This is a genomic window from Streptomyces sp. NPDC041129, from assembly GCF_055592265.1.
The window spans coordinates 236,631-257,359 of the sequence record NZ_JBVIYV010000005.1 but is presented as its reverse complement, the minus strand read 5'-3'; the positions used below and the strand labels follow the sequence as shown (position 1 = coordinate 257,359).

Annotated in this window: 22 protein-coding genes, 1 tRNA gene and 1 pseudogene; 14 read left to right on the top strand and 10 right to left on the bottom strand. The window is 70.3% G+C overall.

Going from position 1 to position 20,729, the window contains the following annotated elements; all coding sequences use genetic code 11:
- Window positions 1-2: 2 nt before the first annotated feature.
- From dnaJ to ACZ6B1_RS19095, 4 genes are all read right to left on the bottom strand, one after another.
- On the bottom strand, window positions 3-1,172 hold the full coding sequence (gene dnaJ / locus ACZ6B1_RS19110; protein ID WP_468779797.1) for a molecular chaperone DnaJ: 1,170 nt from the start codon (window positions 1,170-1,172) through the stop codon (window positions 3-5).
- Between the two features lie 36 nt (window positions 1,173-1,208).
- Window positions 1,209-1,871, bottom strand: coding sequence for a nucleotide exchange factor GrpE (gene grpE / locus ACZ6B1_RS19105; protein WP_468779796.1), 663 nt, complete (start codon window positions 1,869-1,871; stop codon window positions 1,209-1,211).
- Entirely contained in the window at window positions 1,868-3,706 is a 1,839-nt protein-coding gene (gene dnaK, locus ACZ6B1_RS19100) for a molecular chaperone DnaK (protein WP_468779794.1), read from the bottom strand. The genes grpE and dnaK overlap by 4 nt, the downstream gene beginning before the upstream one ends.
- A 94-nt stretch (window positions 3,707-3,800) precedes the next feature.
- Window positions 3,801-4,820 carry an MraY family glycosyltransferase gene (locus tag ACZ6B1_RS19095; RefSeq protein ID WP_468779792.1) on the bottom strand — a complete coding sequence of 340 codons (1,020 nt, stop codon included), beginning with the start codon at window positions 4,818-4,820 and terminating at the stop codon, window positions 3,801-3,803.
- 193 nt (window positions 4,821-5,013) lie between these two features.
- Here ACZ6B1_RS19095 and ACZ6B1_RS19090 point away from each other — a divergent pair, with 193 nt between their 5' ends.
- The 5 genes from ACZ6B1_RS19090 to ACZ6B1_RS19070 all read left to right on the top strand — a co-directional run bounded on the left by ACZ6B1_RS19090 (window position 5,014) and on the right by ACZ6B1_RS19070 (window position 11,051).
- On the top strand, window positions 5,014-7,296 hold the full coding sequence (locus ACZ6B1_RS19090) for a (Fe-S)-binding protein (RefSeq protein WP_468779790.1): 2,283 nt from the start codon (window positions 5,014-5,016) through the stop codon (window positions 7,294-7,296).
- Between the two features lie 168 nt (window positions 7,297-7,464).
- A complete protein-coding gene (locus ACZ6B1_RS19085) occupies window positions 7,465-8,763 on the top strand; it encodes an FG-GAP repeat domain-containing protein (protein WP_468779788.1) in 1,299 nt (432 codons plus the stop codon).
- A 121-nt stretch (window positions 8,764-8,884) separates the two neighbouring features.
- Window positions 8,885-9,403 carry an integrin alpha gene (locus ACZ6B1_RS19080; protein WP_468779786.1) on the top strand — a complete coding sequence of 173 codons (519 nt, stop codon included), beginning with the start codon at window positions 8,885-8,887 and terminating at the stop codon, window positions 9,401-9,403.
- 24 nt (window positions 9,404-9,427) lie between these two features.
- On the top strand, window positions 9,428-10,453 hold the full coding sequence (locus ACZ6B1_RS19075; RefSeq protein ID WP_468779784.1) for a Yip1 family protein: 1,026 nt from the start codon (window positions 9,428-9,430) through the stop codon (window positions 10,451-10,453).
- A 205-nt stretch (window positions 10,454-10,658) separates the two neighbouring features.
- Window positions 10,659-11,051 (top strand): hypothetical protein, encoded by a 393-nt coding sequence (locus tag ACZ6B1_RS19070; protein WP_468779783.1) that lies wholly within the window; start codon window positions 10,659-10,661, stop codon window positions 11,049-11,051.
- 84 nt (window positions 11,052-11,135) lie between these two features.
- Here ACZ6B1_RS19070 and ACZ6B1_RS19065 read toward each other — a convergent pair whose 3' ends face one another.
- Window positions 11,136-11,645: a phosphoribosyltransferase gene (locus ACZ6B1_RS19065; RefSeq protein ID WP_468779781.1), complete on the bottom strand. Its 510-nt coding sequence runs from the start codon at window positions 11,643-11,645 to the stop codon at window positions 11,136-11,138.
- Window positions 11,646-11,658: 13 nt separating this feature from the next.
- On the bottom strand, window positions 11,659-12,234 hold the full coding sequence (dcd, locus tag ACZ6B1_RS19060; protein WP_351672548.1) for a dCTP deaminase: 576 nt from the start codon (window positions 12,232-12,234) through the stop codon (window positions 11,659-11,661).
- A gap of 521 nt (window positions 12,235-12,755) precedes the next feature.
- On the opposite strand from dcd, the gene ACZ6B1_RS19055 reads away from it, so the two are divergent.
- From ACZ6B1_RS19055 to ACZ6B1_RS19040, 4 genes are all read left to right on the top strand, one after another.
- Window positions 12,756-12,826 (top strand) — tRNA-Gly (locus tag ACZ6B1_RS19055).
- 431 nt (window positions 12,827-13,257) lie between these two features.
- On the top strand, window positions 13,258-13,461 hold the full coding sequence (locus ACZ6B1_RS19050; protein ID WP_210925114.1) for a cold-shock protein: 204 nt from the start codon (window positions 13,258-13,260) through the stop codon (window positions 13,459-13,461).
- A gap of 179 nt (window positions 13,462-13,640) precedes the next feature.
- Complete coding sequence (locus tag ACZ6B1_RS19045; protein ID WP_468779779.1) at window positions 13,641-15,122, top strand: DEAD/DEAH box helicase; 1,482 nt, start codon at window positions 13,641-13,643, stop codon at window positions 15,120-15,122.
- Window positions 15,123-15,200: 78 nt separating this feature from the next.
- Window positions 15,201-15,509 carry a CBS domain-containing protein gene (locus ACZ6B1_RS19040; protein WP_468779777.1) on the top strand — a complete coding sequence of 103 codons (309 nt, stop codon included), beginning with the start codon at window positions 15,201-15,203 and terminating at the stop codon, window positions 15,507-15,509.
- Between the two features lie 87 nt (window positions 15,510-15,596).
- Here ACZ6B1_RS19040 and ACZ6B1_RS19035 read toward each other — a convergent pair whose 3' ends face one another.
- Entirely contained in the window at window positions 15,597-15,971 is a 375-nt protein-coding gene (locus tag ACZ6B1_RS19035; protein WP_468779775.1) for a hypothetical protein, read from the bottom strand.
- A gap of 556 nt (window positions 15,972-16,527) precedes the next feature.
- Between ACZ6B1_RS19035 and ACZ6B1_RS19030 the strand changes: the two genes are divergently transcribed.
- The 3 genes from ACZ6B1_RS19030 to ACZ6B1_RS19020 all read left to right on the top strand — a co-directional run bounded on the left by ACZ6B1_RS19030 (window position 16,528) and on the right by ACZ6B1_RS19020 (window position 17,819).
- Complete coding sequence (locus tag ACZ6B1_RS19030; protein WP_468779773.1) at window positions 16,528-16,878, top strand: helix-turn-helix domain-containing protein; 351 nt, start codon at window positions 16,528-16,530, stop codon at window positions 16,876-16,878.
- A 167-nt stretch (window positions 16,879-17,045) separates the two neighbouring features.
- Window positions 17,046-17,384 (top strand): helix-turn-helix domain-containing protein, encoded by a 339-nt coding sequence (locus tag ACZ6B1_RS19025; RefSeq protein ID WP_468779771.1) that lies wholly within the window; start codon window positions 17,046-17,048, stop codon window positions 17,382-17,384.
- Window positions 17,385-17,615: 231 nt separating this feature from the next.
- Window positions 17,616-17,819, top strand: a complete 204-nt coding sequence (locus ACZ6B1_RS19020; protein ID WP_007383480.1) for a cold-shock protein — start codon at window positions 17,616-17,618, stop codon at window positions 17,817-17,819.
- Between the two features lie 90 nt (window positions 17,820-17,909).
- Here ACZ6B1_RS19020 and ACZ6B1_RS19015 read toward each other — a convergent pair whose 3' ends face one another.
- Entirely contained in the window at window positions 17,910-18,662 is a 753-nt protein-coding gene (locus ACZ6B1_RS19015) for a DUF4232 domain-containing protein (protein WP_468779769.1), read from the bottom strand.
- Between the two features lie 214 nt (window positions 18,663-18,876).
- Here ACZ6B1_RS19015 and ACZ6B1_RS19010 point away from each other — a divergent pair.
- Both ACZ6B1_RS19010 and ACZ6B1_RS19005 read left to right on the top strand, forming a co-directional pair.
- Window positions 18,877-19,020: pseudogene (locus ACZ6B1_RS19010) on the top strand (helix-turn-helix domain-containing protein); the annotation flags it as partial.
- A gap of 300 nt (window positions 19,021-19,320) precedes the next feature.
- On the top strand, window positions 19,321-20,232 hold the full coding sequence (locus ACZ6B1_RS19005) for a hypothetical protein (protein ID WP_468780153.1): 912 nt from the start codon (window positions 19,321-19,323) through the stop codon (window positions 20,230-20,232).
- A 46-nt stretch (window positions 20,233-20,278) separates the two neighbouring features.
- Here the strand turns inward: ACZ6B1_RS19005 and ACZ6B1_RS19000 are convergent, their stop codons facing one another.
- Together ACZ6B1_RS19000 and ACZ6B1_RS18995 are read right to left on the bottom strand one after the other, a co-directional pair.
- A complete protein-coding gene (locus ACZ6B1_RS19000) occupies window positions 20,279-20,563 on the bottom strand; it encodes a hypothetical protein (RefSeq protein ID WP_468779767.1) in 285 nt (94 codons plus the stop codon).
- A 9-nt stretch (window positions 20,564-20,572) separates the two neighbouring features.
- A complete protein-coding gene (locus ACZ6B1_RS18995; RefSeq protein WP_468779765.1) occupies window positions 20,573-20,719 on the bottom strand; it encodes a hypothetical protein in 147 nt (48 codons plus the stop codon).
- Between the last annotated feature and the right edge of the window lie 10 nt (window positions 20,720-20,729).

Below are 20,729 nucleotides of genomic sequence, written 5' to 3'. Positions count from 1 at the left end.
CCTCAATCTCCCTTCGCGGCCTCGAACAGCTCCGCCCGCGGGTCCTCGCCCGCGGTCGCCTCGCGATACGCCTCGAGTGCGTCACGAGCCTTCCCCGACAGGTCCTTCGGGACACTCACCTCGACGGTGACCAGAAGGTCGCCGCGGGTGCCGTCCTTGCGGACCGCGCCCTTGCCCCGGGCGCGCATGGTGCGGCCGTTCGGGGTGCCGGGCGGCAGTTTCAGGGTGACCGCCGGGCCGCCGAGGGTCGGGACCCGCACCTCGCCGCCCAGGGCCGCCTCGGGATACGTCACCGGCACGGTGACGGTGAGGTTGTCGTCCTTGCGCCCGAACACCGGGTGCTCGCCGACGTGCACGACCACGTAGAGGTCGCCGGCCGGTCCGCCCCGCTCGCCGGGCGCCCCCTTGCCGCGCAGCCGGATCCGCTGCCCGTCCGTCACTCCGGCCGGGATGCGGACCTGCATGGTGCGCGAGGACTTGGCGCGGCCGCTGCCCTTGCACTCCAGGCAGGGATGCTCGGCGATCAGGCCGCGGCCCTTGCAGTCGGGGCAGGGGTCGGTGAGCGAGAACCCGCCGCCCGAGCCCCGGGCGACCTGCCCGGTGCCGACGCAGGTCGGGCACACACGCGGTGTGCCGTTCTTGTCACCGGTGCCCGAACAGGCCTTGCAGGGCGCCTGGGAGGACATCCGCAGCGGCACCGTGGCGCCCTCGATGGCCTCCGTGAAGCTCAGCGTGACCTCGGTGTCGATGTCCTGTCCGCGCCGCGGCTGGGTACGGGTCGTGCCCGTGCCGCCGCGGTTGAACAGGCCGCCGAAGACGTCGCCGAGCCCGCCGCCGAAGCCGCCCGAGCTCTGCGCGTTGCCCCCGAAGAGGTCGCCGAGGTCGAAGTTGAAGTTGCCGCCGCCGGCGCCCGGCCCGGGGCGGAAGCCGCCGTTGCCGAACAGGGCGCGCGCCTCGTCGTACTCCTTGCGCTTCTTCGGGTCGCCGAGGACGTCGTTCGCCTCGGAGATCTCCTTGAAGCGCTCCTCGGCCCTGGCGTTGCCCTTGTTGGCGTCCGGGTGGAACTCGCGGGCGAGCTTCCGGTACGCCTTCTTGATCTCGGCGTCGGTGGCGTCCTTGGGGACGCCGAGGACCTTGTAGTAGTCCTTCTCGATGAAGTCCTTGGTACTCATCCCCGACGTCCCTCCTTCCTGTCCCGGGTGATTACGTCAGCCCTCCTCCGGGCCACCGTTCTCCTTGTCGTCGGCCGCTTCCGCCTCGGTGTTCTCCTCGGCGCCCTCGGCCTTGACCGTCTGCGCGCCGGGCTGTGGTTCGGCGACGGCCACCCGCGCGGGGCGGATGGTGCGCTCGCCGATGCGGTACCCGGGCTGCAGGATGGCCACGCACGTCGTCTCGGTGACGTCCGGCGCGTAGCTGTGCATCAGGGCCTCGTGGATCGTCGGGTCGAAGGGCTCGCCCTCCTTGCCGAACTGCTGCAGGCCCATCTTGGCCGCGACGGTCTCCAGCGACTCGGCCACCGACTTGAAGCCGCCGACCAGTTCGCCGTGTTCCCGTGCCCGGCCGATGTCGTCGAGCACGGGCAGGAGCTCGGTCAGGAGGTTCGCGATGGCGATCTCCCGGACCGCGACCCGGTCGCGTTCGACGCGGCGGCGGTAGTTCTGGTACTCGGCCTGCAGGCGCTGGAGGTCCAGCGTGCGCTCGTTCAGTGCCGTACGCACCTGGTCCAGCTGTGCCACCAGGCCGGCGTCTGCGGTTGCGTCCCCGGCCGGGGCCGCCCCCTCCTCGGGGGCGGCCTTCGGCTCGGCGTCGTCAGGGGTGGCGCCGGAGGGGACGTCGGGCTTCTCCTCGAAGCCCGGGGTCTCCTCCGTCACGCGGCACCGTCCTTGCGCTCGTCGTCGACGATCTCGGCGTCCACGACGTCGTCGTCCGCCTTGGCCTCACCCTCGGGCGCGCCACCGGCGGCCTGGGCGGCCTGGGCGTCGGCGTACATGGCCTGACCCAGCTTCTGCGAGACGGCCGCGACCTTCTCGGTGGCGGTGCGGATCTCGCTGGTGTCCTCGCCCTTGAGCTTCTCCTTCAGCTCGGCGACGGCCTCCTCGACCTCGGTCTTGACCTCGCCCGGGACCTTGTCCTCGTTGTCCTTGAGGAACTTCTCGGTCTGGTAGACGAGCTGCTCGCCCTGGTTGCGGGTCTCGGCGGCCTCGCGGCGGCGGTGGTCCTCCTCCGCGTACTGCTCGGCCTCCTGGCGCATGCGGTCGACCTCGTCCTTCGGCAGCGAGGAGCCGCCGGTGACGGTCATCTTCTGCTCCTTGCCCGTGCCCAGGTCCTTGGCGGTCACGTGCATGATGCCGTTGGCGTCGATGTCGAAGGAGACCTCGATCTGCGGGACGCCACGCGGCGCCGGCGGCAGACCGGTCAGCTCGAACATGCCGAGCTTCTTGTTGTAGGCCGCGATCTCGCGCTCGCCCTGGTAGACCTGGATCTGCACCGACGGCTGGTTGTCCTCGGCCGTGGTGAAGATCTCCGAGCGCTTTGTCGGGATCGTGGTGTTGCGCTCGATGAGCTTGGTCATGATGCCGCCCTTGGTCTCGATACCGAGGGACAGCGGGGTCACGTCGAGGAGCAGGACGTCCTTGACCTCACCCTTGAGGACACCGGCCTGGAGCGAGGCGCCGATGGCGACGACCTCGTCCGGGTTCACACCCTTGTTGGCCTCCTTGCCGCCGGTCAGCTCCTTGACGAGCTCGGCGACGGCGGGCATACGGGTGGAACCGCCGACGAGGACGACGTGGTCGATCTCGCCGAGCTGGATGCCCGCGTCCTTGATGACGTTGTGGAACGGCGTCTTGCAGCGCTCCAGCAGGTCCGCGGTGAGCTGCTGGAACTGGGCCCGGGTGAGCTTCTCGTCCAGGTGCAGCGGGCCCTCGGCGGACGCGGTGATGTAGGGCAGGTTGATCGAGGTCTCGGTGGACGAGGACAGCTCGATCTTCGCCTTCTCGGCGGCCTCGCGCAGACGCTGCAGCGCCATCTTGTCCTTGGCGAGGTCCACGCCGTGGCCGGCCTTGAACTGCTGGACCAGGTAGTCGACGACGCGCTGGTCCCAGTCGTCACCACCGAGGTGGTTGTCACCGTTGGTGGCCTTCACCTCGACGACGCCGTCGCCGATCTCCAGGAGGGACACGTCGAAGGTGCCGCCACCGAGGTCGAAGACGAGGATCGTCTGGTCGTCCTTGTCGAGGCCGTAGGCGAGCGCCGCCGCGGTGGGCTCGTTGACGATGCGCAGGACGTTCAGACCGGCGATCTCGCCGGCCTCCTTCGTCGCCTGGCGCTCGGAGTCGTTGAAGTAGGCCGGGACGGTGATGACCGCGTCCGTGACCTTCTCGCCCAGGTAGGACTCGGCGTCCCGCTTCAGCTTCTGCAGGATGAAGGCGCTCATCTGCTGCGGGTTGAACTGCTTCCCGTCGAGCTCGATCTTCCAGTCCGTGCCCATGTGGCGCTTGACGGAGCGGATGGTCCGGTCCACGTTGGTGACCGCCTGGCGCTTGGCGACCTCGCCGACCAGCACCTCACCGTTCTTCGCGAAGGCGACGACGGACGGCGTGGTCCTGGCACCCTCGGCGTTGGTGATGACGGTGGGCTCGCCGCCCTCCAGAACGCTGACGACGGAGTTAGTCGTGCCCAGGTCGATGCCGACCGCACGTGCCATGGTTGATTCCTCCAGCTGACTTGAGTGGAACAGGCTCAAGTGTGCATGAGCGGGCCCGCGCGGTCAACAGACCTGAGTCAGCCGGACTCAACTCTTATCCGTTCCTTACACGCAACTGCCCGCTGACCTGCGTCGATACCGTCCGCCGAGGCGGCTGGACAGGGATGCGAAGGAGTACGAGAACGGCGAAGACCACCCCGCCGACCACCCACAGCACCGCCTTCCCCCCGGTCCACCCCGTGTGCACGAGCACCCCCACGAGAACGGAGGAGAAGGACCCGGCACCCAGCAGCACGACCGCCCCCGGCGGGGTCGGCCCGAGCCGCCGCAGCCGGTGCGCCAGATGGTCCGGGCCGCGCCTGAGCAGCGGCCGGCGGGAGGTGAGGCGCGCCAGGACGACCAGCAGGAAGTCGGCCGCGGCCACGGCGCTCAGGCTGAACACCACACCCGCGCTCTGCTCCAGCCCGTACCCCGCGCGCGTGAAGACGACGGCCGAGGAGAGCAGGAATCCGGTGAAGAGCGACCCGCAGGCCCCGAGCCCCACGCGCGCGGGATGCCAGTTGTGCATCAGGAAGCCGGTCAGCGCGGCGGCGAAGACGCTGAGCAGAACGGCGAGGCCGTCCATCAGCTCCGCCGCGGCGCAGACCCCCGCCCCGAAGGCGGTGACCACGCCCACGGTCCCGGCCAGCCCGTCGGCGTGGTCGAGCCCCTTGAAGGCGAGGGTGGCGAAGACGATCCAGCCCACGGCCAGGAGGCCGCCCCAGGCGCCCGTCTCGTCGTACGGCACCACACAGGCCGCCGCCACGGCCGTGCCGGTGACCAGCACCCGTGCCCGCAGCCGCCACACGTCGGCGACCAGCCCCAGTAAGGCGATCCCGGCGGCGACGGCGAGCAGCCGGCCGACCCCGTCTCCCAACGGCGCGACCCCGATCCACTCCCCCGCCCAGGCGACCAGGCCGGTGACGGCCACGACGGCCAGTCCCCCGAGCACCGGAAGAGGCCGCTGCCGCCGCCGGTCCACGATTCCCGCGCGCAGCGCGGGCACCCGGAGCAGCGCCGCGAGCACGGCGGTCAGGAGGAGGGCGGCACAGGCCGCGGCGATCCCGTAGAGCACGGCTCTAAGTTAGGCGCGAAAGTAGCAATTCGGTATGAATAACACGATCAGATTGCCACTCGGCTCAGGCACACCTCAGCGATCCAGATCACCTCGCGCCTGGCTACAGTGCGAGTAAAGATGCGGGTAGTCTCGAACGGACTGCATAAGTTACCGCTTAGTAATTTCCCTCGCAGGCCCGAGGAGCCCCGAAATGCAACTCGCCGCGATCATCGTGTCGCTGGTTCTGATCGTGGTCGGCGTGGCCCTGTTCGCCCGCGCCCTCCTGCAGATCTACAACTTCATGCGGCTCGGCCAGAACGTGCCCGCGGGCACCCGAACCGACGAGCCCGGCCGGCGCACCGTCACCGTGGTCAGGGAGTTCCTCGGCCACACCCGGATGAACCGCTGGGGCATCGTCGGTGTCGCGCACTGGTTCGTGGCGGTCGGCTTCTTCTCGCTGCTGCTGACGATCGTCAACGCCATCGGCCAGCTGTTCCAGGCCGACTGGATCCTGCCGGTCATCGGCGACTGGGCGCCGTACAACGTCTTCGTCGAGTTCATCGGCACGATGACGGTGCTCGGCATCCTCGCCCTGATCGTCATCCGGCAGCTCACCCACCCGCGCAAGCCGGGCCGCAAGTCCCGCTTCGCCGGCTCGAACTTCGGCCAGGCGTACTTCGTCGAGGCCGTCATCCTCATCGTCGGCGTCTGCATCTTCATGCTGCACGCGCTGGAGGGCGCCCAGCACCACGTGGACGGCTACGAGGCCTCGTTCTTCATCTCGTACCCGGTCGTCCACTGGCTCGAGGGCATGGACGTCTCCACGCTCCAGAACCTCACCTACTTCTTCGCGGGCCTGAAGATCGCGACGTCCTTCATCTGGATGATCACGGTCGCCCTGAAGACCGACATGGGTGTGGCCTGGCACCGCTTCCTCGCCTTCCCGAACATCTGGTTCAAGCGCAACGCCGACGGCGGGACCTCCCTCGGCGCCCTGCTCCCGATGACCTCCGGCGGCGAGCCGATCAACTTCGAGGACCCGGGCGAGGACGACGTCTTCGGCGTCTCCCAGGTCGAGCAGTTCTCCTGGAAGGGCCTGCTGGACTTCTCCACCTGCACCGAGTGCGGCCGCTGCCAGTCGCAGTGCCCCGCCTGGAACACCGGCAAGCCGCTCTCCCCGAAGCTGCTGATCATGTCGCTGCGGGACCACGCCCACGCCAAGGCGCCGTACCTGCTGGCCGGCGGCGGCAAGACCATGGAGGGCGAGGAGAAGGCCTCCGAGGAGCAGCTCAAGGACGTGCCCGCCGCCGCCCTCGCGGAGGCCGAGCGCCCGCTGATCGGCACCGCCGAGGAGAACGGCGTCATCGACCCGGACGTCCTGTGGTCCTGCACCACCTGCGGCGCCTGCGTCGAGCAGTGCCCGGTGGACATCGAGCACGTCGACCACATCGTCGACATGCGGCGCTACCAGGTCATGATCGAGTCCGCGTTCCCGTCCGAGGCGGGCACGATGCTCAAGAACCTGGAGAAGAAGGGCAACCCCTGGGGCCTGGCGAAGAAGCAGCGCCTGGAGTGGCTCAAGGAGGTCGACTTCGAGGTCCCGGTCGTCGGCAAGGACATCGAGGACCTCACCGAGGTCGAGTACCTGTACTGGGTCGGCTGCGCCGGCGCCCTCGAGGACCGCGCCAAGAAGACCACCAAGGCCTTCGCCGAGCTGCTGCACATCGCGGGCGTGAAGTTCGCGATCATGGGCGGCGACGAGAAGTGCACCGGTGACTCCGCCCGCCGCCTGGGCAACGAGCCCCTGTTCCAGGAGCTCGGCATGGAGAACGTCATGGCCCTGAACACGGCGTTCGGCGAGGAGCTGGACGACGACGGCAAGGTCACGGCGGAGTCCAGGAAGCCGAAGTCGGCGAAGAAGATCGTCGCCACCTGCCCGCACTGCCTCAACACCCTCGGCAACGAGTACCCGCAGCTCGGCGGGGACTACGAGGTCATCCACCACACCCAGCTGCTCCAGCACCTGGTGGACGAGGGCAAGCTCGTCCCGGTCACCCCGGTCGAGGGCATCATCACCTACCACGACCCGTGCTACCTGGGCCGCCACAACAAGATCTACACGCCTCCGCGCGAGATCATCGGCAAGGTCCCGGGCCTGCGCAACGAGGAGATGCACCGCCACAAGGAGCGCGGCTTCTGCTGCGGCGCCGGCGGCGCCCGGATGTGGATGGAGGAGCGGATCGGCAAGCGCATCAACAACGAGCGCGTCGACGAGGCTCTCTCGCTGAACCCGGACATCGTCTCGACCGCCTGCCCGTTCTGCCTGGTCATGCTGACCGACTCGGTCAACGGCAAGAAGAACGACGGCAAGGCCAAGGAGTCCATCCAGGTCGTGGACGTCGCCCAGCTGCTGCTCGACTCCGTCAGGACGCCGGTCGACCCGGCGGGCGAGGCGGAGACGGAGAGCGAGCCGGAGCCCGAGCCGGTGAAGTGACCGCCCGCTGAACAGCCCACGGCGCCCCCCGAACCGCACGGCGGTTCGGGGGGCGCCGTGGTGTCCGCGGGCCGCCCGTGACCGAACCGCCACCCCCGCCCCTTACCCCGCCTCTCGAACGCGTGCATGATTGCGAGGTTGTCGTCCGGGAGTCTGGAGGGGTGTGCGGTGCCGTTGCGCAGACGTGGGACCCGTACCGCGGCCACCGCCGTCCTCTGCGGCACCCTGCTCCTCGCCGCCTGCGGCCCGGGCGGCGCCGGCGGCGGAGCCGGGCCCACGCCCGCCCGGATCGCCGACGCCCCCGCCGAGATCCCCGTGCCGCACGGCGAGGGAAGCGACGTCCCCGACGACTTCAACGGCGACGGCCACCGCGACCTCGTCCTCAACGACCTCGTCAAGGAGGACAGCCACGCCGACGACGCGGGCATCGGGATCGTCTACGGCGGCCCGCGCGGACTCACGCCCGGCGCGCGGCAACTGCTCACCCCGGGGAAGCGGGCCGCCCCCACCAAGGGCCGCCTCCCAGCCGTCTTCGACGCGGAGGAGGGCTGCGACCTGGACGGCGACGGCTTCACCGACCTGATCGTCTCCACCGACCCGCCCTACGACGGCCAGGGCCGGCCCCCGGTGCCGCTGCAGGTGCTGTTCGGCTCTCCCGCCGGGCTGACCGGCCGCGCCGTCAAGCTCACCGTCCCGGCCCGCGCCCGCTTCGGCAACGACTGGCCGGACCAGCCGGTGTGCGGCGACTTCGACGGGGACGGCAGCAAGGACCTGGTGCTGCACGCGTCCGGCGGCAGGCTGTCGTACCTGCGCGGCCCGTTCGGCCGGACCGGCGCCCCGCACGCGGCCGGCGCGCCACTGGCCGCCCCCGGCGAGGTGCCCGCCGGGCCCGCGGCCGACGTCGACGGCGACGGGAACGACGACCTCGTGGTCCGCGCCACGGAGGGCACCGGCACGGCCGCGGTCGTGCTCGGCGGCCCGGCCGGCCCCGCCCGCACCGGCACCCGCCTGCCCGCCGGCGCCGACGTGGCCCTCGGCCGCTTCGGCCGCGGCAAGGCGCTGGACGCGGCGGTCGGCAGCACGGCGGAAACGTCCCTGCGCTACGACCTCCCGGCCGCGGCGGCCCGGGCGGCCCTCGCCGTGCCCGGCTCCGTGCTGGACGCCGCCGACTTCGACGGCGACGGCCGCGACGAACTCGTCTCCAGCGGCTCCCGGCTGCGTGTCCTGCGGGCGGGGAGGACCGGGCTGTCCGGGGACGGCATGGTCACCGTCATGCCGGCCGGGCCCGGCACCACCCGGGTCCTGACGGTCGGCGACTTCGACGGGGACGGGCGGGCCGACCTGGTCGTGCGGACACACCGGGGCGGGACGAAGGACACCGTCGCCGTGTACCGGGGGTCGGCGAGGAACCTGCTCGACGGCAGGCCCGCGGTGACCTTCTCCAGCTCGGAGTTCCTGGCGATGTGATCCGGGCCGGTCCGGTTCCCGGCAGTCCCGGAAACCGACCGGGCTCACGTACAACCCTCACGCCCCGACGCGGGTCTCCTCTGCGCCGAACGCTCCGTGAACCAAGGGCGGCAAGGTCTGGGTGACCTACGGCTCCGACGGCGACCCCTCCAACGCCACCGGCATCACCCAGGACACGGGCAACGTCCCCGGCACCGCCGAGGGCAACGACTTCTTCGGCTACGAGCTCGACCTCGGCGACGTCAACGGCGACGGCTTCCTCGACCTCGCGATCGGCGTGGCCGGCGAGAACATCGGCAGCGCCGCCAACACGGGCACGGTCACCGTCCTCTACGGCACCCCGGACGGCCTGGACACCACCTCCGGCGCCCAGTCCTTCGCCCAGTCCACGGCGGGCGTGCCCGGCAGCGACGAGGACGACGACTTCTTCGGGCAGGACGTCAAGCTCGACGACGTCACCGGCGACGGCAGGGCGGACCTGATCGTGGGCTCCCGGGAGAACGCCGACAACGGCGCGGTGACCTACCTGCCCTCCAACGGCACCCGGATCACCACGACCGGCTCCCGCGCCATCTCCCCGAGCACCTCGGGCGTCTCGACGACGGGCACGCCGTTCTTCGGCGCCAACTTCGCCGACTGACCGACCCTGACGGTCCCTTAGGGGATGTCACAGGTCGGCCGCAAAGCCGGGCCCGGACGCCCGGGTCCGGCACGTCGGTCCCCGGGACCAGGTACGTTCGATGACGTGGCTGGATTCAGGAGCGGACGTGGGGGCCGGGACAACCGCACCCCCCAAGGACAGCAGGCGCCGCAGGGCCCGTCGTACGGACAGGGGCGGCCCGGCGGGCCCTCGCAGGGACGGCAGGGACCGTCGTACGGACGGCCCGCGGGCCCCTCGCACGGCTACCCGGCGGCGCCGCAGCCGCCGTACCCGCAGCAGGGGCAGCCGTACGGGTACCCGGGGGCGGCCGACGACGGCCCGGAGTACTTCGGCGACGGCGGCCACCCGGGGGCCGGACACGGCGGGTACGACCCGTACGCGGCGAACAACCCGGGCCACACCCAGGCGTTCTCGGTCGACGAGGCCGCCGGCTACACCCAGGGCTCGACCTACCACGCCGGCGCGGCCGCGCCGTCCGGCCCGATCGGCCCGCCCCTGCACTGGAAGGAACTGCTGAAGGGCGTCGTCCTCGCCCCGAACCAGACGTTCCTGCGGATGCGGGACTACACGATGTGGGCCCCGGCCCTGATCGTCACCTTCCTCTACGGCTTGCTCGCCGTCTTCGGCTTCGACGGGGCCCGCGCGGACGCGATCAACGCGACGCTGTCCAACGCGATCCCGATCGTCCTGGTCACCGCCGTGGCGATGGTGCTGAGCGCCTTCGTCCTGGGCGTGGTGACCCACACCCTGGCCCGCCAGCTCGGCGGCAACGGCGCCTGGCAGCCCACGGTCGGCCTGTCCATGCTGATCACGTCCCTCACGGACGCCCCCCGCCTGGTCGTCGCCATGTTCTTCGGCGGCGACGCCGGCTTCGTCCAGCTGCTCGGCTGGGCCACCTGGATCGGCGCGGGCGCCCTGCTCACCCTGATGGTGTCCCGCTCGCACGACCTGCCCTGGCCGAAGGCGCTGGCCGCGTCGGCCATCCAGCTGATCGCGCTGCTGTCGATCGTGAAGCTGGGCACGTTCTAGCCCGGCCCGTCACCATCGAAGAAGGCCCCCGCGCAATCGCCCGCCGGGGGCCTTTCGCACGCGCTCCGCGCATTTCCCCGGGTGAGGCTGTCCGGGGGAAAAGGAAGGCACCGCAGCGCGCCCAGTGATCCTTCGCCGCCCGTCGTGACCATTCTGTCCACCGAAGCCGGGAATTCGGTGTCAGGGACGACGAAAGGTTGGTCGAGTGAAGTTCGCCAAGCGATGTGCCGCGGTCAGCGCCGCTGTGACGGCGGCCGTTCTCTTCAGCGCCGGAGGCGCCCAGGCACAAGGTGTCGGGGACCTTCCGCTGCTGGGCCACGTGACACTCCTGCAGATCTCCTACCCCTCGATGGACCAGGCCCGGCTGGGCGACGCCGCCACCAAGGCCCTGAAGGCCATCGACAAAGACGACGACGGCACGATCACCGTCAACTGCAACCAGCAGCAGCAACAACAGCAGCAGCAGGCGGGCGGGGCCGCCACCAAGGCCCTGAAGACCGTCAAGGCCCTGAAGACCGTCAAGAAGGACGGCGGGAACACGGTCACCATCAACTGCAACCAGCAGCAGCAACAGCAGCAGCAACAGGCGCGGCCGTAACGACGGAGCCGATCGCACGGTCCGGCGGCCGGGTGACGTGCAACCCCGGCCGCCGGACCGTTCCGGCCGCTCCGGAGCGCGTCTCTAGAGCGCGTCCTTGGACGGCGTGACCGGCGTACCGGCCTTACGGACCGGGGGCAGCACGCTCCACGGGAAGTTGATCCAGTCCTCGGTCCGCTGCCAGACGTACTCGCACTTCACCAGGGAGTGGGACTTCTCGTAGATCACCGCGGAGCGCACCTCGGCGACGGTGTCGAGGCAGAAGTCGCGCACCAGCTTGAGCGTCTTGCCGGTGTCCGCGACGTCGTCGGTGATCAGGACCTTCTTGTCGGAGAAGTCGATCACGTTCGGCACGGGCGCGAGCATGACGGGCATCTCGAGCGTGGTGCCGACGCCGGTGTAGAACTCGACGTTCACCAGGTGGATGTTCTTGCAGTCGAGGGCGTAGGCCAGCCCGCCCGCCACGAACACGCCGCCCCGCGCGATGCTCAGCACGACGTCGGGCTCGTACCCGTCGTCCGCGATGGTCTGCGCCAGTTCGCGGATCGCGGTGCCGAACCGCTCGTAGCTCAGATTCTCACGCGCTTGGCTCATGTCGTCGCCGCCCTCACACCTGGGTCCGGTGGAAGTTCAGGAAGGACCGCGAGGCCGTCGGCCCACGCTGCCCCTGGTACCGGGAGCCGTAGCGCTCGCTGCCGTACGGGTGTTCAGCGGGCGAGGTCAGCCGGAACATGCAGAGCTGGCCGATCTTCATACCGGGCCAGAGCTTGATCGGCAGGGTGGCGAGGTTGGACAGCTCCAGGGTCACGTGACCGCTGAACCCCGGGTCGATGAACCCGGCGGTGGAGTGCGTGACGAGCCCGAGGCGGCCGAGGGAGCTCTTCCCCTCGAGACGTGAGGCGAGGTCGTCGGGAAGCGTGATCACCTCGTACGTCGACGCGAGCACGAACTCCCCGGGGTGCAGGATGAACGGCTCGTCGCCCTCGGGCTCGACCAGCCGGGTCAGATCGGCCTGCTCGATCGAGGGGTCGATGTGCGGGTACCGGTGGTTCTCGAACACCCGGAAGTACCGGTCCAGCCGGACGTCGATGCTCGACGGCTGCACCATGGTTTCGTCATAGGGATCGATCCGTACCCGCCCGGCATCGATCTCGGCCCGGATGTCCTTGTCTGAGAGAAGCACGCACCGAGGATACGCAAGGCGCGCGGAGCCCCGACAATCGTGACGACTCCGCGCGCCTGTGTCCGTGTGCCGAGGTCCGGCTACCGCTTCTCCAGGGCGACCGGCACCACACTGCGGAGCCGGGCACACCGTGGACACCTCACGAGCCGGCCGGGGCCCAGCCGCTCGGCCTTCTGCATCGGGAACGAAGTGGCGCTGAAGACGTGCCCGTCCGCGCAACGAACGACGGTGCGTTCCATCAAATCCCTCAAGTCCCTTCCCCAAGAGCCTCGTCGCCCTGCTGCTCCGACGACGAAAGCCACATTACGGGATCAAAGAGACGACTCTCCAGGCGGCACTCCGGCCTCGCCCGGCCCCTCTCCCACCCCGCCACGGTACGCCCCAACTCCGTTCCCCCGCAGCGGTATCCCATGCCCCGGACGCACGTGGACCCCCGGGTCCGGGCACCGGGGGTCCACGATGGGGTACAGTGAGCGAGCGTTCGGGCATCGACTCCGCGGAGCCGGTCAACCCGTAATCACGCGGGTGTAGTTTAATGGTAGAACATCAGCTTCCCAAGCTGAGAGCGCGAGTTCGATTCTCGTCACCCGCTCTTCTTGAAGCCCCAGGTCAGTGACCTGGGGCTTCTTTCATTTAGGAGCCATTGCCGCGCAGCGTGGCGCCGGCCGACGCGCAGCCCCCAGCCTCTCCGGCGGCGTCGCGGTGCTGAAAGGCCTACAAGCAAGGGGTCGTCGGCGCCCGCACGAAGATCGCGACGAGTCGGCAGACGTACCCGACAGCGGTTCCTCCCCGGAAACCAATATCTGTGGTCGCGAGATGAGAAATCGACGCGGCGCAGGAGAAATATCTCTGCGGCCACAAGCGGGGCGGAATTATTTATCGCACTCGACCGGCGCCGACGTGCTACTGTCGTCATCAGTTGCAGGTGTGGTTGCCAGTGGGCTTTTCCGACGGCTGATCATCACGGCGACACGGAATGCGCACGAGGTGTATTCCTGAAACCGCCTCCGAAGGAGAGACAAAATGGCTACTGGCACTGTGAAGTGGTTCAACGCGGAAAAGGGCTTCGGCTTCATCGAGCAGGACGGCGGTGGCGCCGACGTCTTCGCCCACTACTCGAACATCGCCGCCCAGGGCTTCCGCGAGCTGCTGGAAGGCCAGAAGGTGTCGTTCGACGTCGCGCAGGGCCAGAAGGGCCCGACGGCCGAGAACATCGTTCCCGCCTGACACACCGGCACTGCCGCGTACTTCGCAGCTGGGGCCCGCACCTTGGGGTGCGGGCCCCAGCTCGCTTTACTGGCGGGGGATTCACCCCTGCCGTTCTCGGCCCGTTCTCGCGATTCCCTGCGCCGCGAATTCTGCTGCGGAAATTCCTTGATACGTGCCCGCATCGAGGAAGGTTCCGCATGAACCGCACACGTACCACTCGCACACGCGCCGATCGCCCGTCCGATCGCTTCGGTGGGAATGCCGCCGGGGGTCGCTCCGGCGTTCCGCGCCGCTCCAGCGGTTTCGGAAACCGGCAGCCCGCGCAGGGCGAGTTCGCCCTGCCGAAGACGGTCACGCCCGCGTTGCCCGCTGTCGATTCGTTCGCCGATCTCGGCCTGCCGGCGGCGTTGCTGGCCACGCTCGGCCATGAGGGCGTGACCGTACCGTTCCCGATCCAGGCGGCGACCTTGCCGAACTCCCTGGCCGGCCGTGACGTACTCGGTCGCGGCCGCACCGGGTCGGGCAAGACCCTCGCCTTCGGCCTCGCGGTACTGGCCCGTTCGGCCGGCCGGCGCGCCGAGCCGCGCCGCCCACTGGCCCTGGTGCTCGTCCCCACCCGCGAGCTGGCCCAGCAGGTCACCGACGCGCTCGCTCCCTACGCCCGCTCCGTACGCCTGCGGATCGCCACCGTCGTCGGCGGAATGTCTCTCGGCAGGCAGGCCGGTGCGCTGCGCACCGGCGCGGAGGTGGTCGTCGCGACGCCCGGCCGGCTCAAGGACCTCATCGACCGGGGCGCCTGCCGGCTCGACGACGTCGGCATCACGGTTCTCGACGAGGCCGACCAGATGACCGACATGGGCTTCATGCCCCAGGTCACCGCCCTCCTCGACCAGGTCCGCCCCGAGGGTCAGCGGTTGCTCTTCTCCGCCACCCTGGACCGCAACGTCGACCTGCTGGTCCGTCGCCATCTGACCGACCCGGTGGTCCACTCCGTCGACCCGTCGGCCGGTGCCGTCACCACGATGCAGCACCACGTACTCCACGTGCACGACGCGGACAAGCACCGCACGACCACCGAGATCGCGGCCCGGGACGGCCGGGTCATCATGTTCCTGGACACCAAGCACGCCGTGGACCGGCTGACCGAGCACCTGCTGAACAGCGGTGTCCGCGCCGCGGCCCTGCACGGCGGCAGGTCCCAGCCGCAGCGCACCCGGACCCTGGCGCAGTTCAAGGACGGTCACGTCACCGTCCTGGTGGCCACCAACGTCGCCGCCCGCGGCATCCACGTCGACAGACTCGACCTGGTCGTCAACGTGGATCCGCCCGGTGACCACAAGGATTACCTGCACCGTGGCGGCCGTACGGCCCGCGCCGGGGAGTCCGGCAGCGTCGTCACCCTCGTGACCCCCGGCCAGCGCCGCGGCATGAGCCGACTGATGGCGTCGGCCGGCATCACCCCGCACATCACCCCGGTCCGTTCGGGCGAGGCGGAACTGCGTCGCATCACCGGCGCCCAGGCGCCCTCCGGCGTCCCTGTGGTCATCACGGCGCCAGTCACGGAACGCCCCCGCCGCGCGTCGTCGCCGTCTCGGGGCCGCGCCGGCCAGGGCGGATCCGTCGGCGCGGGGGTGCGGCGACGCGCACAGCGGCGGCCCGGCAACGACTCGGCTGCTTAAGGCCCGCACAGGGAGCCCCATGCCCTCCTGGGGCCGCGGGGCCGTCAGACCGACCAGCCCTTACCGAAGGAGACACCCTTGACGCCGGCACGGACGCAGTACCGCAGGACGCACCCCGCCCCCGGGTCCGTGCTCGACGACAGCCATGGGCACCGGCCCCGGGTATGTGACGACATGACCGTCGAGGTGGCTCTGGCCGTCATGGCGGGTGCCCGGGTCGAGTACCTGACCGTGTGCGACGGGGACGACGAGAGCACGGGTCTGATCACCTTGGCCCGGCTCGCCGTTCTCCGCGACAGCTCCGCGTACACGGACCGGATCCGTCTGCGGGACGTCCTCGACGGATCGCCGTCCCGCGCGGGTGGCGCGCCCTCCCTCGTCCCGTGACTTCACCGCCGGCGATGCCGGGTCCTCTGGATCCCGGTGGGACCGTCCACTCGCAAAGGCCGCCCGGGCCGAGGGACGGAGACGGCGTCACCGGTCGACGTAGCTGAAATCCCCCACGGTCCATGCGCCGACGTCCTCGATCGCGACCCGGTACATGCCGCCCGTCTCCGGGATGCCGAGGCTTCCCTGCAGGATCCGGGCGAGATGGAAGTGCAAATGCGTGGGCGCCTCGCCGCGTTCGGGCGGGTTCCCTCGCCGGCCACGGTCGAAGACCTCCGCGAACGGGCCGAGACGGTCCGAGTCCTTCAGGACGTCCGCCACCCGCTCCCTCCATACGGCCTCAGGGGCCAGCCGGCCAGTGATGACGGCGCCGCCGACGACCACGGTCAATGACATCTGATTGCTTCGCCCGGCCTCCACCGCGGCGGCAATGGCGACAAGCAGTTCATCAGGGTTCGACATGCCAGCAGAGCTTATGCGGCCCGCGCGTATCCGACCCCCCGCGGGGTCGTGCCGGTCACGCGCGCGGCAGGAAGGGCTTCTGTCAACCGGCCGGCGCGACCGTAACAGACCTTCTCCTTCACCAGACGGGTGAAACCTACTCTGCACGAAGTAGATTTTTACTCGCGCCCTGGGTATGCTTCTTGGCGTAGACATGGTCGATGGAGGCCCGCCAGACGCGAACCGGCGGGATGCTGAAGAAGAAGCCCGCAGCTCAGGGCGGATCTCTGGCCTGGAGGCCAGTTCGTTCAGTGGTTGACCCGACGGAAAGGAACGGAGGAGCAGACGCCATCAGGATCGCCCGGCCCGAGGAGCACTCGGCCCGGGTACCGCAAGACCCCGGAATGGATGGTGGTCCCCGGTCACGCAGCTGCGATCCCCGCTCCGCCCTGCCGGGCCGGTAGCGGAAACAGAAGGTCGGCAGAGCAGTAGGGCCGACAGATGGTGTTGAATTTCCTTCGGGGCCCTGGTGCCGTACGGCACCAGGGCCCCTCGACGCGTTGCACAGCGAGGTGACATGACATCGGACAACCCACTGAATGATCGTCTGGACGACGACGACTACCCCGCGTACACGATGGGCCGGGCAGCCGAGCTGCTCGGCACCACCCCGGCCTTCCTCCGAGCCATTGGTGAGGCTCGTTTGATCACTCCACTCCGCTCGGAGGGAGGACACCGCCGGTACTCCCGCTACCAACTGCGGATCGCCGCGCGCGCCCGCGAACTCGTCGACAAGGGGACCCCGATCGACGCGGCGTGCCGCATCGTCATCCTCGAGGACCAACTCGAGGAAGCACAGCGCATCAACGCCGAGTACCGGCGTGCCGCCGATCGATCGGCGGGCAGCCGCGGCACCGGCGCCGGCTGAACAGGCGGACGAGCGCGGCCGGCGTCGGCCCTGATCGGATATCTGCCATGACGGGGCCACATCTCCATGCCTCCCGACGCTAGGGTTGCCGTACGAGGCAGAGGAGCGCCGAGTCCGCGTGGCGCGCACAAACGGGTTCTCCGCCGCGCCCCCGAGACGAAGGTGCCATGCCCGCCGATAAAGCCCCCGTCGCCGGCAACCTCGACGACGACGACTATCCCGCCTACACCATGGGACGGGCCGCCGACGTCCTCGGGACCACCCCCGCCTTCCTCCGGGCCGTCGGCGAAGTCGGGCTCATCACCCCCCTGCGTTCGGGAGGGGGCCACCGCCGTTACTCGCGCCGCCAGTTGCGCGTCGCCGCCCGGGCCCGTGAACTGGTCGCCCAGGGCACTCCCGTCGAGGCCGCCTGCCGCATCGTCTCCCTCGAGGACCATCTCGACGACACCCTCCGCCTGAACCGGGAAATGCTCCGGAAGCTGGACGGCCGCCGCACAGATATCTAGTCCCGCCGGTACAGAATTACGGGTGGCGGCCGGACGAGGATTAACCGACGCTCCGGAAAATGCTCAGGTGCTGGGACCGGGACCTGTGTTAGCTTGGCTACCGGTTGCAGTTTTGGTTGCCAGAGATTTTTTCTTTGCAAAGCTTTCCGGATCTTTCCGGAGGGGTGATCATCGCGGCCACTCGGTTCCGTAAAGTGCGGATCCGGCACTGCCCCTCAAGGGAGATTCAATATGGCATCTGGCACCGTGAAGTGGTTCAACGCGGAAAAGGGCTTCGGCTTCATCGAGCAGGACGGCGGCGGCGCTGACGTGTTCGCCCACTACTCGAACATCGCCACCAGCGGCTTCCGCGAGCTTCAGGAAGGCCAGAAGGTGACCTTCGACGTCACGCAGGGCCAGAAGGGCCCGCAGGCGGAGAACATCGTTCCCGCCTGACGCTGACGCGAATCGTCGCGAGCCAATGGTTCGCGCACCACGTGGCCGGGGCCCGCACCCATGAGGTGCGGGCCCCGGCTCATTTGCGTGTCACCAGTTCAGGGCGTCGTCCATGGTCGACTGCCAGTACGAGACCCGGATCGAGTCGTCGACGTGCACGCCCTTCGCGGGCAGCGACGGACGGGCGGCGACGTTCGCGCTCGTGTTGAAGTACACCTCGAGGGACTTGGCCGTGTAGCCGTGCGAGCCGCTGCCGTCGCCGGCCGAGAGACGGACGCTCGCATAGCCCGACTCACCGGGCGCCAGCGTGACCACAGCCTGCGGCTTGGAGTCCTCGTAGGCCGCCGGGACGGACTGCGCCTCGCCGAACCGGACCGCCGGGTAGTGGAGAAGGTCGCAGTTCTTCGAGCCGGTGTTGGTGACGGTGAGGAGAAGGTGGTTCAGGGGGCGGGAGACCGCCGTGGCGGTCGTCCGGGTGGAGGAGACGGAGCAGCGGGTGGAGGCGGCCCCCGAGTCCTTCGAGCCCGACGAGCCCTTCGAGCCGGACGACCCGCTGGAACCCTTCGAGCCCGTGGCCCCGGTCGAGCCCTTGGAGCCGGACGAGTTCTGAGAGCCCGTGGTGCCGCTCGAAGCGGCCGAGCCGTCTGCCGAGCCGTCGGAGGTCCCCCCGCCCGCCTTGGACGAGGACGTGGCGGAGGCCGTGGGCGCCGACGTGGACGCGGATCCGGCCGACGCCCCCTCGTCGCGGACGTCCTGTCCGTCGTTGCACGCCGTCAGCGTCAGCGCGGCGGCGGCGAGCGCGGAAGCGAACAGCAGACGGGTGCGGCGGGTGCGAGTGGACATGGGATCCCCCTTGTGCGGTACGGGTGTTGGCGTGGGCCGCTCGTCCGGGATCCGGGAGCGGCGTGCTTGGATGGCCCAAGCTTGTGCGGCGATCCGTCCCGGCCGCCACAGCCGCCGGGACATCCGGGACGGCGGAACGCCCGCAACAGCTCTGACCTGCTGAAATGACCTCCCCCTGGAATGGGGGTGCGGGACGCGTGGAGGGGACGGAACGGTGACGGGGGACGATTTCCCGGAGCTGTTGGGCCGGTTGAAGGAACGGTCCGGGCTCAGTTACGGGGTGCTCGGGAAACGGCTGCACACGAGTGCGTCCACGCTTCACCGGTACGTCAACGGGGACGCCGTACCGACGGACTACGCGCCCGTGGAACGGTTCGCGCGACTGTGCAGGGCGACGCCCGAGGAACTGGTGGAACTGCACCGGCGGTGGGTTCTCGCGGACGCCCGGCGTGGACAGAGGGCGAGCGGGGCGGCGGAGTCCGAAGCGCCTTTCGCGTCCGGGACGGCGGAGTCCGAAGCACGGCCCGCTTCCGGTGCCGCGGGGGCCGCGGCGCCGCCCGCGGCTGCGGCTGCGGCTGCGGCTGCGGCGGCGGAGTCCGAGGCCGCTGCGGACGGGACCGCTCCCGAGGGTGAGCCGTGGCGTTCGGCGGAGGCTCCCGTGGCACGGCGGCGCACCGCCGTCCTCGCCGGGGTCGGTGTGGCCGCCGCCCTGGTGTCGGCCGCGCTCGTGGCGAACCTCCTGTCCGGCGGTGGCGAAGACCGCCGGGCCGCAGACACGTCCACGGGAACGGCGGTCTCTCAGCCCGACGCCGGGAGTGCCGGCGCCTCGAAGCCGGCCGACGGGAAGAGCGGTTCACCCTCGCCGTCCGCCTCCCGCGGCGCGAGTCCACCGGCTTCCGCCCCCGCCTCCCCCTCCCGTGGCGGTGCGGCCGGGGCGGCGCGGGGCGGCGGTTCTGAGGACGGGGCCACCGCGCCCACCGTCGCCGTCGATCCGTACAAGTGGGAGGACCCGTGCAGCCAGCACTACCTGATCGACCGGCAGCCCGAGCAGGTGCCTCCGCCGCCGGGTGAGCAGGACGCGCGCGGGTGGGTCACCGCGCTGGGCGGGGTCGCCGGCGGACAGCAGATGCTCGCGCTGACCGTGCAGGGGACCGGCAGGGCCACCGTCGTCCTGGAGGGCCTGCATGTACGCGTGGTGGAGAAGAGCGCGCCGCTCGCCTGGAACGACTTCGCGATGGGCGTCGGGTGCGGTGGTGGCGTGGGTACGGCGGCGTTCGGGGCGGACCTCGACGCCGGGCGGCCCACGCTCACCCCGAAGGCCGGTCAGCGCGACTTCCCGTACAAGGTGAGCGAGTCCGACCCCGAGGTCTTCTACGTCTTCGCGGACGCGCGGGCGCACAACGTGAGCTGGTACCTGGAGCTGGACTGGTCCAGCGGTGACCGGCACGGCACGGTGCGCGTCGACGACAACGGCAGGCCCTTCCGGACGAGCGGGAACGTGGGACGCCCCGCGTACAGCCATCCGCTCGGCTCCTCCGAGTGGGGGCCCAACCCCGACGTTCCCCGGTGAGAACGGTGGTCCCTCGGCCACCGGGTGTCGGTACGGGATGGCGCGGCTACGCCCGGGGCGTGAACCGGCGCACCAGGACGAGGCCGGTCCAGCCGGCCAGCATCACGGCGCCGCCCAGCGGGGGCCACTGCCCGCCCGCCAGGACGCCGAAGGCCGCCAGGGAGGCGCCGGACAGGACGACTGCGGCCACCGCGGACTCGGCGCGGAGCCGACGGGCCGGGCGCCGGCCCGTCGAGGGCCTGACGAGCCGGCGGCCGAGGAAGGCCTGCACGGCGTTGATCACGGCCAGCAGGGCCGCCAGGGCACCGAGGGAACCGAGGGCTATGGACACGGCGTGAAGCTACACCGGCCGGGTGGCGCGCCAGGCCGGGAGGGTGCCCGCCGTGCCGTGGGCCAGGAGCAGGTCGTCGTGCCGGCGCTCCAGGGAATGGTGGCGCCGCTGCTGCTCGTGGGTGCGAGTGGCCCCCGCGACTGAGCCGTCCGGCACCGGTCACCCG